The organism is Picosynechococcus sp. NKBG042902, assembly GCF_963864045.1.
Taxonomy (GTDB): Bacteria; Cyanobacteriota; Cyanobacteriia; order Cyanobacteriales; family MRBY01; genus MRBY01.
In genome coordinates, this window is the sequence record NZ_CAWLTV010000066.1 from 71,032 (window position 1) to 84,354 (window position 13,323).

The 13,323-nt window shown below is 50.3% G+C and carries 14 protein-coding genes; 6 read left to right on the top strand and 8 right to left on the bottom strand.

The window, feature by feature from the left end; genetic code table 11:
• Positions 1-16 precede the first annotated feature (16 nt).
• Positions 17-490 carry a low molecular weight protein-tyrosine-phosphatase gene (locus AACR41_RS06845; RefSeq protein ID WP_030007261.1) on the bottom strand — a complete coding sequence of 158 codons (474 nt, stop codon included), beginning with the start codon at positions 488-490 and terminating at the stop codon, positions 17-19.
• 141 nt (positions 491-631) lie between these two features.
• Here AACR41_RS06845 and AACR41_RS06850 point away from each other — a divergent pair, with 141 nt between their 5' ends.
• Positions 632-2,005: an SGNH/GDSL hydrolase family protein gene (locus AACR41_RS06850; protein ID WP_030007262.1), complete on the top strand. Its 1,374-nt coding sequence runs from the start codon at positions 632-634 to the stop codon at positions 2,003-2,005.
• Here AACR41_RS06850 and AACR41_RS06855 read toward each other — a convergent pair.
• Positions 2,002-2,991: an NAD-dependent epimerase/dehydratase family protein gene (locus AACR41_RS06855; RefSeq protein WP_030007263.1), complete on the bottom strand. Its 990-nt coding sequence runs from the start codon at positions 2,989-2,991 to the stop codon at positions 2,002-2,004. The two genes, AACR41_RS06850 and AACR41_RS06855, sit on opposite strands and share 4 nt — an antisense overlap.
• 141 nt (positions 2,992-3,132) lie before the next feature.
• On the opposite strand from AACR41_RS06855, the gene AACR41_RS06860 reads away from it, so the two are divergent.
• Positions 3,133-3,597 (top strand): glutathione peroxidase, encoded by a 465-nt coding sequence (locus AACR41_RS06860; RefSeq protein ID WP_012306597.1) that lies wholly within the window; start codon positions 3,133-3,135, stop codon positions 3,595-3,597.
• A gap of 195 nt (positions 3,598-3,792) precedes the next feature.
• Positions 3,793-4,803 (top strand): M42 family metallopeptidase, encoded by a 1,011-nt coding sequence (locus tag AACR41_RS06865; RefSeq protein WP_045442053.1) that lies wholly within the window; start codon positions 3,793-3,795, stop codon positions 4,801-4,803.
• Here AACR41_RS06865 and AACR41_RS06870 read toward each other — a convergent pair.
• On the bottom strand, positions 4,800-5,363 hold the full coding sequence (locus AACR41_RS06870) for a Uma2 family endonuclease (RefSeq protein ID WP_030007265.1): 564 nt from the start codon (positions 5,361-5,363) through the stop codon (positions 4,800-4,802). The two genes, AACR41_RS06865 and AACR41_RS06870, sit on opposite strands and share 4 nt — an antisense overlap.
• A gap of 225 nt (positions 5,364-5,588) precedes the next feature.
• On the opposite strand from AACR41_RS06870, the gene AACR41_RS06875 reads away from it, so the two are divergent.
• Positions 5,589-6,140 carry a DUF4334 domain-containing protein gene (locus AACR41_RS06875; RefSeq protein WP_030007266.1) on the top strand — a complete coding sequence of 184 codons (552 nt, stop codon included), beginning with the start codon at positions 5,589-5,591 and terminating at the stop codon, positions 6,138-6,140.
• Positions 6,141-6,163: 23 nt separating this feature from the next.
• Here AACR41_RS06875 and AACR41_RS06880 read toward each other — a convergent pair whose 3' ends face one another.
• Complete coding sequence (locus AACR41_RS06880) at positions 6,164-7,750, bottom strand: glucose-6-phosphate isomerase (protein ID WP_030007267.1); 1,587 nt, start codon at positions 7,748-7,750, stop codon at positions 6,164-6,166.
• A 119-nt stretch (positions 7,751-7,869) separates the two neighbouring features.
• Here AACR41_RS06880 and AACR41_RS06885 point away from each other — a divergent pair, with 119 nt between their 5' ends.
• The gene (locus AACR41_RS06885) at positions 7,870-9,483 is read left to right on the top strand and encodes a S8 family serine peptidase (protein WP_030007268.1); all 1,614 of its coding nucleotides are present in this window, start codon (positions 7,870-7,872) and stop codon (positions 9,481-9,483) included.
• 88 nt (positions 9,484-9,571) lie between these two features.
• On the opposite strand, the gene AACR41_RS16535 is transcribed toward AACR41_RS06885, so the two are convergent.
• The 3 genes from AACR41_RS16535 to AACR41_RS06895 form a co-directional block, all read right to left on the bottom strand.
• A complete protein-coding gene (locus AACR41_RS16535) occupies positions 9,572-9,838 on the bottom strand; it encodes a type II toxin-antitoxin system RelE/ParE family toxin (protein WP_030007269.1) in 267 nt (88 codons plus the stop codon).
• A gap of 15 nt (positions 9,839-9,853) precedes the next feature.
• Positions 9,854-10,072, bottom strand: coding sequence for a TA system antitoxin ParD family protein (locus AACR41_RS06890; protein WP_030007270.1), 219 nt, complete (start codon positions 10,070-10,072; stop codon positions 9,854-9,856).
• Positions 10,073-10,240: 168 nt separating this feature from the next.
• Positions 10,241-10,642, bottom strand: a complete 402-nt coding sequence (locus AACR41_RS06895; protein WP_071925400.1) for a GFA family protein — start codon at positions 10,640-10,642, stop codon at positions 10,241-10,243.
• Between the two features lie 258 nt (positions 10,643-10,900).
• Between AACR41_RS06895 and AACR41_RS06900 the strand changes: the two genes are divergently transcribed.
• Entirely contained in the window at positions 10,901-12,313 is a 1,413-nt protein-coding gene (locus tag AACR41_RS06900) for a hypothetical protein (protein WP_030007271.1), read from the top strand.
• On the opposite strand, the gene AACR41_RS06905 is transcribed toward AACR41_RS06900, so the two are convergent.
• The gene (locus tag AACR41_RS06905; protein ID WP_030007272.1) at positions 12,310-13,233 is read right to left on the bottom strand and encodes an RluA family pseudouridine synthase; all 924 of its coding nucleotides are present in this window, start codon (positions 13,231-13,233) and stop codon (positions 12,310-12,312) included. The two genes, AACR41_RS06900 and AACR41_RS06905, sit on opposite strands and share 4 nt — an antisense overlap.
• Positions 13,234-13,323: the final 90 nt, after the last annotated feature.

Here is a 13,323-nt window from a genome sequence, read left to right on the forward strand (position 1 = left end):
TAAACTGCCTACACCATCACATTTCCTGTTTAATTTCTGTGAGGAGTCCTTGGCAGGCATCGAGGAGCAAATCAATCACATAGTCAAAACCCGATTGGCCGCCGTAGTAGGGATCTGGCACTTCGCTATCGGGAAAATTCGTGGCGTAGTCACACATCATTTTAACTTTTTCGCCATAGATATCCGCCCGGTCTAGGGACAAAATGTCACGATAATTAGCGCGATCCATTGCCAGGATCAGGTCAAATGCTTCAAAATCAGCGCGGGAAAATTGCCGGGCGCTACCCACCAGACGAATATCGCGCTTTTGGGCCGCTGCCTGCATCCGTCGGTCTGGGGCGGCTCCTATGTGATAGCTAGAAGTCCCGGCCGAGTCGCAGAGAATTTTATGGCTTAAACCTTCTTGTTCCAGGAGATGCCGCATAATATTTTCGGCGGAGGGGGAACGGCAGATGTTACCGAGGCAAACGAATAATAATTTATAGGCCATCTCAATTTTTTTCAGCTAAGGGGCGATCGCAATTTTGCAGTGTACCCCAAATTCCTCCCCGGAAAAGCACAAATTCCCCATGACAAATGGGCCATCTCCCTTGAAAATAGTTGGAAATTCTCTCGTAAAAGGAAAGCGTACATGTTTAGTCGCGGTCGCCGTCGTTACTCGTCCCTCGGTCGAAGAAAAAAGAAAAAATCCGTTTCTCCCTGGACGATCCTGGTGGCTGTACCGGTGGTACTGCTCGGCCTCGAAGTGGTGGCTCGGCTTGGGTCTGGCTATTTTGAAGGGCAGGATGATCAGCTCTCCCAGGAGGCGATCGCCTACAGCCTAAAATTTGTCGATGACGATCAAAACGTCTACCAAGGGTTAGACAATCGCGGCGAACTTCTCGCCCAGAAAGCCATTGCCACGGGCTACGAACTGGTCGGCAGCCAAGAGAGTGAATTTTTTAGCCTCAATGAACAAGGTTTCCGGGACGAGGAACCGTTACCCGTTGCCAAACCCCAAGATGAAATTCGTGTGTTTATCCTTGGCAATTCCACCGCCTTTGGTCGGGGTGCCCAGACGAACCAAGAGACGATCGCCGCTTTCCTCGAACAACGTCTCCAAAACCGTGTCCAAGACCAACGACAATCCCCCGGCACCTATCGCCCGGACGTTTTTCCTTTCTTTCCGCCAACCCGCAATCGTCTGGCCCAACTGCCCGCCAAAATTCGAGAGGGAAACTACCGTGTGGTGAATGTGGCCGTACCTGGCTATAGCTCTGGCAATGAGTTGGCCCAGCTTGCCCTGAAGATTTTGCCCTACCAGCCGGATTTGATTGTTCTTCTCAACGGCTATGAAGATCTCCTCCTCCCCAGTGACCAAGCGGCGACGGAGATTCCGAAATTAGCAGAATTTGCCAAAAATCCCGATGCCTACTTCCACCAATACCTCAAGGAATCCTTCCGAAACAAGGCCGAACAAAGTGCTTTAATGCGGGCCGTTTTTGCCTTGACTTCCCCCCGCAAAGCAAACCAGGGGGGCGAAGTGTTTAGCATTCGTGAACGCAACACAACGGGCTTGGCGCAACAACTCCCTAACTCCGATGCAGAATTTCAGGAACGCCTAGGGCGCTACCAGGACAATCTGGCGCAGATGGTAGGGCTGTGTGGTGCGGCTCAAATTCCGTTGTTGGTGGCCCTCCAACCAGAAATCACTGGACGCCCTGAAGCTCAACTTGATCCGGCGGAAGCAGCGATTCGCCAGCAGCTTGGGGATAACTACACGGAAAAAATGACCACCTATTACCCCCAGTTTGCTGAAACACTGCAACAACTGGCCCAGGACTTTCCGAATAATCTGGAGTTTATTGATTTTTATCGCCTCGATAATCAGTTCCCCACACCGACTTTTATCGACCCGATCCACATTAATGCTGCTGCAAATGAGGTGATGGCCGAGCAACTCTACGGGGCGATCGCCAATTTACCAAAGATGCAGATTATCCCGGAAAATTTCTTCCTCGATTAAGGACGACGTCGGGGAGGAATGCCAGCCCTGGTGAGGACATCGGTTAACCTCGGACAGGCAGATTCTAAACCGAAGCTGCGAGGATTGTAGGTTTTGCCGTAGGTGAAATGGCGGTAGTCGATGCAAAAGCGATCCCAGGCCGCCAACTGAATCCGAAAAACTTTAATAATGAAATTCGCCAACCACAGGGACAGAGGAATTTTAAAGTAAATTTTTTGGCCCATGTACTCACACAATTCGGCGATCGCCGCGTCGGCAGTTAACGGTTCATTGCCCAGTACAAATTGGCGATCGGGGTCTAATTCTCCGGGGGGCAGATCAAAGCGGATGGTTGGTGGATTTTCTGCCAGATGGCGTACCACCCGCGCAATATCTTCACCATGGATAAAGTGAAAACTGCCGTCAGCACTGAGAAACTTGGCGATGGATAGCCATTTAATGTGATCCCGCAGGCCCCCCGACAGGTGGGAAAAGGGTTTATTTTCACCGCCCCCCGCCACCAGGGTGGGGAAAACCACGGAAATTTTCGGCGCTAATTTCAACGTGCCCAGTTTTTGGTAACACTCGTATTTCGTGCGGATGTAGTCGGTGCCAAAGTCCCGGGCCTCCGTGAGCACTTCATTGTTGCGCCCCAGAATACTCGCCGTGGAAAAATAAATCACCTGTTCGCAAATTTCTGGATCGAGCAGATCAATAAGCTGGGCCGTCTTTACCACGTTGGTTTCAAAGGATTCTTGGGCACCACCCCAGGCTGTGGCCGCCAAGATCGCCACGTTGATCGTTTTCAGGAGGTCTGCCTGCTGCTCAATATCTAATAAATCCCCCTGCACCACATGAATGCCGCCCCGGGCTTCGGTGTTGAAGCGTAATTTTTCGGGCGATCGCACCAACAGATAAAGCTCGTAATCGGTGTGGTAAATAAACGTTTCAGCAAGGTAATGGCCAATGCAGCCACTAGCGCCAGTGATAAAGACCTTTTTCGTCATGGGTGGGCGGGATGCGCGATGGAAAGTTGCCCCTTAGTTTAGTATGTGGGGGCCTGTCCCGAAAAATTTTGACCGAGCCTACCCCTGCTCCCCGTCGATCCCCGATAATGGGAACTGTCGTAATAATTCGTAATCATCACCATGGCTTTACCCACAGCGTTAAAAACCCTAGACGGCGCGCCCCTCAGCCCGGAAACCCTCGAAAATAAAGTCGTTTTATTCGTGAATGTAGCGAGCAAATGCGGCCTGACGCCCCAGTACAGTGGCCTGGTTGCCCTCGATCAAGAATATGGCGATCGCGGTTTGGTGATTGTCGGCGTTCCTTGTAATCAGTTCGGCGCCCAGGAACCCGGCACCCCTGACGAAATCAAAGATTTCACCAAGACCAAATATGACGTAGATTTTACGCTCCTCGAAAAGCAGGATGTCAACGGCGCCAACCGCAGCCCTCTGTACCAGTTCCTCGTGGGAAATGGCCCCGACATCGCCTGGAACTTCGGCAAATTTCTCGTCGGCCGTGACGGTGAAGTCATCGAACGCTTTGAGCCCCAGACAGCCCCCGATGATGCAAACCTGAAAGCGGCCATTGAAAAAGCTTTGGGTTAGAACATCCCCCTCTGTCCCCCTTCAGAAGGGGGATTTAAAGGCGATCGCCCCTTCCCGCGCTTTTGTTTTTCTTTAGATAAAGTTGCGAAAACACTGGGGGCGATTTTGTTTATTTCTCCTCCCCCATCTCTCCCATTTTTTCAACCATGAGCCACGACTTTGACCTGCTTTTTTGAGCAAATTTCTACCTTAGTCATGCACCATTCTCCCAGTGGCCAAGAAACAGAAATTGACCATTATCTCCTCGCTCTATTCGCCAAACTTGGGGTGAACCATTGGCAAGACCGCGCTGGCAATATCATCGTGAAAATTCCTGGTCAGAATCCGGAAGCAGGGGCGATCGCCATTACCGCCCACAAAGATGAAATCGGGGCGATCGTTAAACAGGTGGATGAACGCACGGGTCGCGTGGAAATTCGAGCTTTAGGTGGGGCTTATCCCTGGATCTACGGCGAAGGGGTGATGGATATCCTCGGTGATAACACAACGATTTCCGGGATTTTGAGCTTTGGGTCGCGCCACGTTTCCCACGAATCTCCCCAGAAACTACTGCAAACGGAAAAACCCGTCCAGTGGCACCAGGCTTGGCTGGAAACGAAGTGTCATAGTAGTGAACTGCTTGCCGCTGGGGTGCGTCCGGGGAGTCGGGTCGTAGTCGGGAAACACCGCAAAAAACCGTTCCGCCTGAAAAATTACATCGCCAGCTACACCCTCGATAACAAAGCCTCCCTCGTCATTCTGATTGAACTGGCCCAACGACTCAAAAATCCCCCCCAAGATGTTTATCTGGTCGCCTCAGCAAAGGAGGAAGTGGGGGCTGTGGGAGCGCTCTACTTCAGTCAAAATACTCAACTCGATGCCTTAGTTGCCCTGGAAATTTGTCCCCTGGCGCGGGAATATGCGATCGCCGCTGGGGATCGGCCCGTGTTACTGTCCCAGGATGGTTACGGGATTTACGATGAAGGTTTGAATCAAGAAATTATCACTGCCGCCGCTGGCATTCACCGACCGCTCCAACAGGCAATTATCCAAGGATTCGGTAGTGATGCCTCCATTGCGATGAAATTTGGCCATGTGTGCCGGGGCGCTTGCCTCAGTTTCCCCACGGAAAATACCCATGGTTACGAGATTGCTCACCTTGGGGCGATCGCCCACTGCATTGATATTTTGTTCGCCTATTGTCAGCATCCGAAAAGTCGAGCTTAACGAAAGACCTGATCAATGGCGATCGTAAAATCGGGTAATAAAGGTGAAGTGAGGGCATCATCACCCAGTAAAGTGCAGACCAACTCCAACTGCGCCTGATTTCGCCGATAGACCTCAATGGTTTTCAGTCGCCAATCCACCACCCAATATTCCTGCACCCCATAGAGCGAATATAATTTACGCTTTGCCTCTTTATCCCGCTGCTCATTTAATTTGCCCGCCGAGAGAATTTCGATCATCAGTTCCGGCGCAACGGTAAAATGCCCCGACTCATCCACACCCGTTTCGAGACGCGCATTACTCACCCACACCACATCTGGAATCACCCCATCATTCGGAGAGAAGACCACCCCTGGAGCCTCAAAAACACGACCAAGACCTGATTGGTCTGACCAATTACCTAGGGCGATGTGAAGCCGACTCGCAGCACTTTGATGAAAAATATGGGGCGCACGGGTCACGATTAATTCTCCATCAATAATTTCATAGCGTTTCCAGCCGCCATCGTCGGGCATGGCTTCGAGATCCTGTACTGTCCAGCGAACTGCATTGGCAACCATGGTTTTCCTGGGAGTATTGATATTTTTAGTGTAGTCGATGTCTTCTGGAGCGATCGCCCATTGCCAGCCCCCCAAAACGCAATAGGGCCAATAATCTCTAAATCAAGATTTGCGATGTCGCCAGCCTCCCATCTAAAAAACTCGCTTTTCTCAAGATCTATCACTGCCTGAATTTCTTGTTAGCCTATGGAAATGACCCCAAACATTGATGGAAAGCGATCGCCGATGACGACCACAGCTGAGTTACCAAGCATTTTGCAAACAGGCCAAGGTACGACCCAGGAAGCCCTTGAACTCTTTGACCGCCTCGAAACCGTTGATCTGGACTTTATGTGGGGACTGTGGCGAGGCCGGGGAATTTATACAGGGCACCCGATGGATGGTCTGTTGGAGTTAGGTAACTGGTACGGCAAAGAATTTATCGACCCGGAAACCGTACATCCCCTACTTTTTTCTGGTCGTCAGGGAGAAATTTTTAAAGTAGCCCCCAACCTCAAAACCATGGAGATGGTCTTGAAATTGCCCATGCCCCAAAACCCGGCCTTTAAACCGTTTCTAAGGTTGCTCAATGGCCTATTTAAAACCGAAAAAAGTCAAGCCAGACTCCGAATGATGGAATATCGCGGCAAAGTCAGCGCCACCATGATCTATGACTGCCTGCCCATCAACGATTCCTTTAGGAAAATCGACGAAAATCAGGTGTTTGGTGTGATGGATTTCAAGCAATCTACCCAGCCATTTTTCTTTATCCTGGAGCGCGTGACAGGTCAGCCATAGCTTGAATGTGAGACATTCTGAGCTTAGAGACGACTAATCTTTAGCGCACTGGGTTGAGCCGGATTGCCCTCTAATTTCAAGGCGCGACCATTGGCAGCCAGATGACGAACAATTTTGTAAATCACCTCAATTTGTTCAACCGCCCCGACTTTAATCGCTAGACTATCGAGGGTCAGAGGGGACTCACTCGTCGTTACTGCATCCACCACTTTTTTCTGGAGATCGAGCACTGATGCTGCTGCTTTTTTCCCAGCTTCGACGCCAGGTTGGTGGTAAGCGTTGATATTGACCAAAGACGCATAGATCGTGACAGCCCGTTCATAGAGGGCAATCAGGGCACCGACAGTACGGGCATCAACATCGGGAACGGTAATGGTAATCGAGTCCCTGCCATTGTCATAGAGAGCTTCGCGAGTGCCGAGCAAAAAGCCGGAGAGAAAATCACCGCTAGTTGCGCCATTTTCGATATCGATAGAGTCACCTTGGCGATCGCCTAACACTTCGATAAAGGTCGCGAAGAAATTGGGAACTCCTTCCCGCAGTTGTTGCACATAGGCGTGCTGGTCAGTGGAACCTTTATTCCCGTAGACGGCGATCCCTTGGTAGACCTTATTGCCATCGAGATCTTCTTCCTTGCCGAGGGATTCCATGATCAGTTGTTGCAAATAGCGGCTAAAGAGCAACAAACGGTCTTTATAGGGCAAAATTACCATATCCTTCTCACCCCTGCCATTGCCGGAGTAATACCAAGCCAGAGCCAATAATGCCGCCGGATTTTGTTTCAGTTCAGGAATGCGGGTGGCATCGTCCATTATTTTTGCGCCGTCGAGCATTGCCCGAATATTAATCCCTTGTAACGCGGCGGCAACTAAACCCACGGCTGACAATTCGGAAGTCCGGCCGCCCACCCAGTCATGCATCGGGAAGGTGGTGAGCCAATGCTCGGATTTCGCGACATTTTCGAGTTTGGAGCCAATTCCGGTAATCGCTACTGCATGGGAAGAGAAATCAATTTTGTGGGCTTTGTAGAAATTTTTCACCTCAACCATGCCGTTCCGGGTTTCGGGCGTGCCGCCGGATTTGGAAATAACGATCGCCAAGGTGGTATTCAGTCGATCTTTGACCTGGGCGAGGGTGCGGTCAATGCCGTCGGGATCGGTGTTATCGATGAAATGGATCTTTAACGGCGCATCCACATCGGCGAGAGCTTCGGCGACAAATTGGGGGCCGAGGGCAGACCCGCCAATGCCAATGGAGAGAATATCTGTAAACGGCACACCACCGGGAGCTGTAATTTCTCCCACATGAACTGCCTTGGCAAATTTTTCGACTTTTTCGAGGGTGTCAACAATATCTGCTTTTAGTTCCGCATTGGGGGCGAGATCAGGGTTACGTAACCAATAGTGACCCACCATTCTGCCTTCATCGGGGTTGGCGATCGCCCCGGCTTCGATCGCTTTTAAATCTTGAAATGCCTTTGCAAACTTCGGTTGTAAACCTTGTACAAACGCCTCATCAAAGCCCATCCGACTGATATCGACGTAAAATTCGAGTTCCGGATGGTAGTAGAGCCAAGCTTGGTAACGTTGCCAGAGTGCGGCGGTATCCATATATAAACTTCTCAACCTGTTTTTTGATGATTTACGTTAAGTTTAACTAGAGGCTGGCGCCGATTTATGTAGCAATTCACATTGTTTAGTATTCAGTTTTGGGTTAAGAGCGGGAGATCATGGGGAGATTTAGGCAAAAACGGTCACTTTTTGGGATATTCACCCTCGGTTTGACGGTTTTTGGGGGATTTGAAGGGGCGATCGCCCAGGACTTTAATACCTCTATCGGCGACAACGGGATCCAAGCCACCACCCTCCACAGTGAACCCTATGATCTACTAGGTCGCAAAATCGCCATTGGTCAGGTAGAAATTGGCCGTCCTGGTAAATTTGGCCTCGATAAACGGGCCGTCTGGCAACCGCAACTGGGACTTTCTCAACTGTTTTTCCTCAACGAAAAGGCAACCCCCGACGATCATGTCGATGACCACGCGGGCATGGTAGCGGGAATTATGGTCGGACAAGACAAACGTCAACTGGGAGTCGCCCCGGAAGCCCGTCTGTTTTCCTCGGCGATCGGTTCCACTGACGATTCGGCCCAACCAGAGGAATGTCTCGCGACCCAACACATTGCCCGACAAAATGGCGGCGACGTGCGAGCGATCAATTTCAGTTTTGGAGAATCCCTCAGTCGCGATCCCCGGCCGAATCCAGCCTTAGATGGCAATGCCCTTTTGACCCAATGTTTAGACTGGACAGCGCGGGTTTATGATGTCCTCCATGTGGTAGCCGGAAACCAAGGCACTGGTGGCATCCCGATTCCGACGGATCATTACAACGGCATCACTACCGCCTACACTACCCGGTTTCAAGGGGATGCGTTTAATAAAATTGATTTTGCTAATCTCAGTTCCCTGCCTGTGGGCAGTGGCAGTCGTTTGATTCGCCAGGAAATTAATACGGGTTCCCGCCGGGCCATTAGCCTCAGTGCCCCCGGTAGCCAGCTCAATCTGATCACCACCTTTAATAAAATCGACCGAGTGAGCGGTACGAGTTTCGCGGCCCCCCACATCACTGGCACCGTTGCCTTGTTACAAGAATTTAGCGATCGCCAACTGAAAACCCAGGCCGACCAATGGAGCCTCGCGGCCCGTCGCCATGAAGTGATGAAAGCGGTATTGCTCAACAGTGCCGATAAAATTGCCGATACTGGGGACGGGAAGTCTCTGGAAATGACCCGCACGATTCTCAGTAAACAAAATCGCACCTGGCTCGAAGGAGACGCTTACAAAAATCCCGATATTCCTCTGGATATTGAAATGGGCACGGGGCAACTCAACGCCCAACGCGCTTACCAACAATTGGCCGCCGGACAGTGGTCAACAACAGCGCCTGTGCCAAGTCGGGGCTGGGATTATGACAAAATTAGCGCCCAAGAGTTTCAGGACTATCATTTCGCCATGCCCCTACAACAGGATTCTTTTGTAGCCCTGACCCTCACTTGGGATCGTTGGGTGGACTTGAATGACCAGAACAATAATGGTCTATATGATGTGGGAGAAAGTTTTACGGATCGCGGCCTGAATGATCTCAATCTTTATCTCTTGCCAGCGGATGCTGACAACTTAGGCGAGGCGGTATGTCGCTCTACCAGCCCCGTTGATAGCGTTGAACATATTTTTTGCCCCATACCACAAACGGGAAAGTATAAAGTGCGGGTTGTCTATGCCGAGCAAGCCAATCAAGCAACCCAGGATTATGCGATCGCCTGGTGGACAGCGACAACGCCCTAATTTTTTCTCATGTGGCGATCGCCCAATCAAATTTTCAACATCGACGTTAAGCAGAGAGAGCTTTGGGGTTTTATACTCGAACTCGTTGTTAGAAGTTTGATTTTTTCAGATCACGATAAAAATTTTCGTGGACGCCAAGTGCAATAAGAATTCTTTTTTCCGCATCCCACTTATAAGCAAGCAGATTTTCTTGTTTTGCCATTTTAAATTTGTAGACCCACACATCAGCTAAATCGCCTTTTTTTTGAACACCAATTTCTGGATTTTCAATAATCGCTTTAACAGCATTATCTAGGTCTGCAATTTCATTTTTACGAAGCTTCTTTTTTTCTTGGTAAAGGAGGGAGTTTGATATACTTCGATTTTCTTTTTATTGGAACTCATAAGGTGTTAACTCAGAGTTCTCAGCCTCTTCTTTACTGATGAGGATTTCTTGTACAAAAGCAAAAGATAAATCAGGGTTATCTTCGAGAATTTCACCCATTTTCGCCCAATACTCGATTTGACCAGCAACTGAACGATGCATGGCTTTTGAACGAATTTTAGCTTTTGTCGCCAAAGAGTTAGAGATACGAACGGCAACAGACATACTATTTTCCTAAGTAGATAATTGCATTATGCGCCATAAAGTCGCGTTTTGCAACAAAAATTCCAATAAGCGCCTGGTGGACAGCGACAACACCCTAATTTTTCTTGTCAAATACTGTATTTCAGGATGGTGAAGTTAGCGTGCTTTGAATTGTTATGTGATGGTCGCTCAACTTGGCAACCCTTTGAATTTTGGCAGTTCCCCTAACGCCCTGTCCCAAGCAGCTTTGCTCGATGTAAAGATGTGGGCAGTTGGCGACATAGAAACTTCTGTATCCAAACACCCTGCGGGAATGACGAGAAAATCAGCAATCTGAGTGCTTGGCAACGCTGAACCACAGAATTTACAAAAGCTTTTGTTGTGGCGAGTACCTGGAAGCGTAAATGTAGTCACTGCATCCACACCAGCCAGCCAAATCAATTTAGCAGACCGCGAAAATAAATTTGCCGAGTGAGCCGACCCTGTATCTTTTTGGCAATGCTGACAATGACACAGGTAAAAGCTGTCGAACTCCCCTTGTACTTGAAATTTCGCGGTTCCACACAGACAAGAACCAAAGTAATCAGTCATCTTTCTTTTTTCTATGACCTCTAGGTGATGCACACATAGACTATGTATGATGCGAATGATTTCTGTATGGTGCCCTCTCTGTTATTTTTACATAGAAACTTTTTCCTCCGCCAAATATGGGGTGTTATGCAAAAAAAATCTGTCCAAAATTAGGCGATCGCCTTTTGACTGGTGGACTGCTGGGTACACTAGAAACTAGAGAGGTTTCTAGCCCGTCACGGAGTAATATCCGGGCGGATAAATCAGGGGTCAAACGCGATGAAGTGGCACCATTGGGTGGGAATTGGCAGCGTTGTGGTCGGGGTAATTATGGTCGGGGCGATCGCCCCTGGGGTTTCCCAGCATTATCCCTATTACAACAACTCCTTCTCGTGGGGACAGACGGGTCGCGATGGTCGTCCTGGCCGCGATGGTCGCTCCGGCAGCAATGCCCAAGATCAAACAATCATTATCGATGGCACCGCCCGCACGTTTGACCTAAAAGGTGGCGACGGCGAACCAGGCACCGACGGCGAATATGGTGAAGCAGCCCGCTGTTCTAGCTATTGGCGACGACCAGAACACAATATTCGGGGCGCCGATGGGGGCGATGGCGGTCGAGGCGGCAACGGTGGTAATGGGGGCGATGGCGCGGATGTGACAATTTTCTATCGACAGCCCCAAGACCTCAGCCTAATTTTTATTGACAATCGCGGTGGCGAAGGTGGACTAGAGGGGCGAGGCGGTTATGGGGGGCGCGGTTGTGGTTGTCCCTATTCTTCTTGGGTCGTCGAAACTTGCCATCTGGAAGAAGTGGCCAGCAACAATCCCGAAGAAAAACCTAGAAAAGAAGAGCGATGTACTCAACAACGCTATTACTGCACCCCCGGTCGCAATGGTCGTAACGCTCCCGATGGTAACCCTGGCAGAAATGGAACTCCTGGCACCGTGACCCTCATTCAAAATTTAACCGCTATCCCCACCGACAATCCCAACACCACCATTTCTCTCGCCGCATTGGAACGATCGGGGACGACCCTCAGCAAAAATATTTGGCGATCGCCTACAGGATTACGCAGCAAATTAGCCAGCGGTTCCCAGGTTCCTGATACCTATCGCGAATATGTCGAACTTTTCACTGCGCCGATTCAACTGGTTTGGGCCGCTGATCAACCCCAAACTGCTTTTAACCAAGCACAATTTAGCCTCAGCCTGGGAGACAGTCGGCAGTTAGCAGTACAACAATCGGGGGAAGCTTGGTTAGATTACACCGTTCAACCCCAGGGTAACGGTTTCCAAATCCAAGTTAACCGGGCAATGCAGGCAGATGAGGCTACCCAATTGATCCGCCAGGGTTTGCGGGGAACTGACCGCGATCTAACTTTTAGCATCCTCGATCTAGGGCCTCGGAGCGATTGGTTAGACACGCAATTTATGGTCACCTACCGCACCCGTAATCCCACACCCCAATTTCGAGAGGGCTACACCTACGAAACCCGTTATAGCGGACGCCTCTCCCCAGAAGCAGTGCAGCAAATTGGTTCAGAATATCAACTACGCCTGGGAGATCTCCCCTTGGCTCAAGAGTATTTCCAGAGCGGAATGGTGGTGGATTTAGAAATTACAGCCGAGCGGCGTTTCGGAGAACATCAGACCCAACAGGTGATCCAATGGCGGGGGGCGCTGCCCTAGGCCCGCTGCCGCAAAAATCGCAGTAACTTTTCAAATTCTGTAGGTAAAGGGGCGATCGCCTCGATCGTTTCTCCGGTCACTGGATGTTCGACCATGAGCTTGCGAGCGTGGAGTGCTTGGCCCGTGAGTTTGACCTTATCGAATTTATTGCTGGTATAGAGGGGATCTCCGATGATCGGATTGCCCATGTGGGCACTGTGAACGCGGATTTGGTGGGTGCGCCCTGTTTCTAGTTTGTAATAGAGCAAGGAATAATTACCCAGGCGTTCCATGATCTCCCAGTGGGTCACCGCCGGACGCCCCGTTTCATCGACGGCCATTTTTTTGCGATCGCCTTTGTGCCGCGCAATCGGTGCCTCAATTGTCCCAGTATCGTTCCGGGGGCAACCGTAGACAATCCCCATGTATTCCCGTCTCGCTGTTTTGGCCTTGATTTGCGCCTGTAGATGTTGGTGGGCCTGGTCTGTTTTCGCAATGGCGATCGCCCCGGTCGTGTCCTTATCCAAGCGGTGCACAATGCCGGGCCGCTGTACCCCACCAATGCCTGCTAAATTTTCGCCGCAGTGGGCCAACAAACCATGGACAAGGGTGCCGGTATAGTTTCCCGGTGCCGGATGTACCACCATTCCAGCGGGTTTATTAACGATTAAAAAATGCTCATCTTCAAACAAAATATCCAGATCCATTGCCTCCGGTGCGAGGGCCATAGTTGCTGGGGCGGGAATCTTGAGTATTAGGCGATCGCCCACTTTTAATTTTGTCTTTTTCGATTGGCAAGGGGCTTCATTGAGCTGCACTTGACCCTGCTCAATCAACCGTTGCAAACGAGACCGTGATAATTCTGGGAGCTGCTGGGCCAACCATTGATCCAGGCGTTCCCCTGCTCCTTCAACTTTTAATTCTAAAATTTGTTCCGTCATCCCCTAGCTATGCCTCGAATAGTCCGCAAAAATCTTTTCCCCAAGCCCCCAAGACCTCATATTTTTCCCAAACGGGGCAGAAAACGTTAA

Bases quoted from the DNA above. Each gene is read 5' to 3' on its own strand.
- AACR41_RS06845 (WP_030007261.1), bottom strand. From the start codon at position 490: ATGGCCTATAAATTATTATTCGTTTGCCTCGGTAACATCTGCCGTTCC.
- AACR41_RS06850 (WP_030007262.1), top strand. From the start codon at position 632: ATGTTTAGTCGCGGTCGCCGTCGTTACTCGTCCCTCGGTCGAAGAAAA.
- AACR41_RS06855 (WP_030007263.1), bottom strand. From the start codon at position 2,991: ATGACGAAAAAGGTCTTTATCACTGGCGCTAGTGGCTGCATTGGCCAT.
- AACR41_RS06860 (WP_012306597.1), top strand. From the start codon at position 3,133: ATGGCTTTACCCACAGCGTTAAAAACCCTAGACGGCGCGCCCCTCAGC.
- AACR41_RS06865 (WP_045442053.1), top strand. From the start codon at position 3,793: ATGCACCATTCTCCCAGTGGCCAAGAAACAGAAATTGACCATTATCTC.
- AACR41_RS06870 (WP_030007265.1), bottom strand. From the start codon at position 5,363: ATGGTTGCCAATGCAGTTCGCTGGACAGTACAGGATCTCGAAGCCATG.
- AACR41_RS06875 (WP_030007266.1), top strand. From the start codon at position 5,589: ATGACGACCACAGCTGAGTTACCAAGCATTTTGCAAACAGGCCAAGGT.
- AACR41_RS06880 (WP_030007267.1), bottom strand. From the start codon at position 7,750: ATGGATACCGCCGCACTCTGGCAACGTTACCAAGCTTGGCTCTACTAC.
- AACR41_RS06885 (WP_030007268.1), top strand. From the start codon at position 7,870: ATGGGGAGATTTAGGCAAAAACGGTCACTTTTTGGGATATTCACCCTC.
- AACR41_RS06890 (WP_030007270.1), bottom strand. From the start codon at position 10,072: ATGTCTGTTGCCGTTCGTATCTCTAACTCTTTGGCGACAAAAGCTAAA.
- AACR41_RS06895 (WP_071925400.1), bottom strand. From the start codon at position 10,642: ATGACTGATTACTTTGGTTCTTGTCTGTGTGGAACCGCGAAATTTCAA.
- AACR41_RS06900 (WP_030007271.1), top strand. From the start codon at position 10,901: ATGAAGTGGCACCATTGGGTGGGAATTGGCAGCGTTGTGGTCGGGGTA.
- AACR41_RS06905 (WP_030007272.1), bottom strand. From the start codon at position 13,233: ATGACGGAACAAATTTTAGAATTAAAAGTTGAAGGAGCAGGGGAACGC.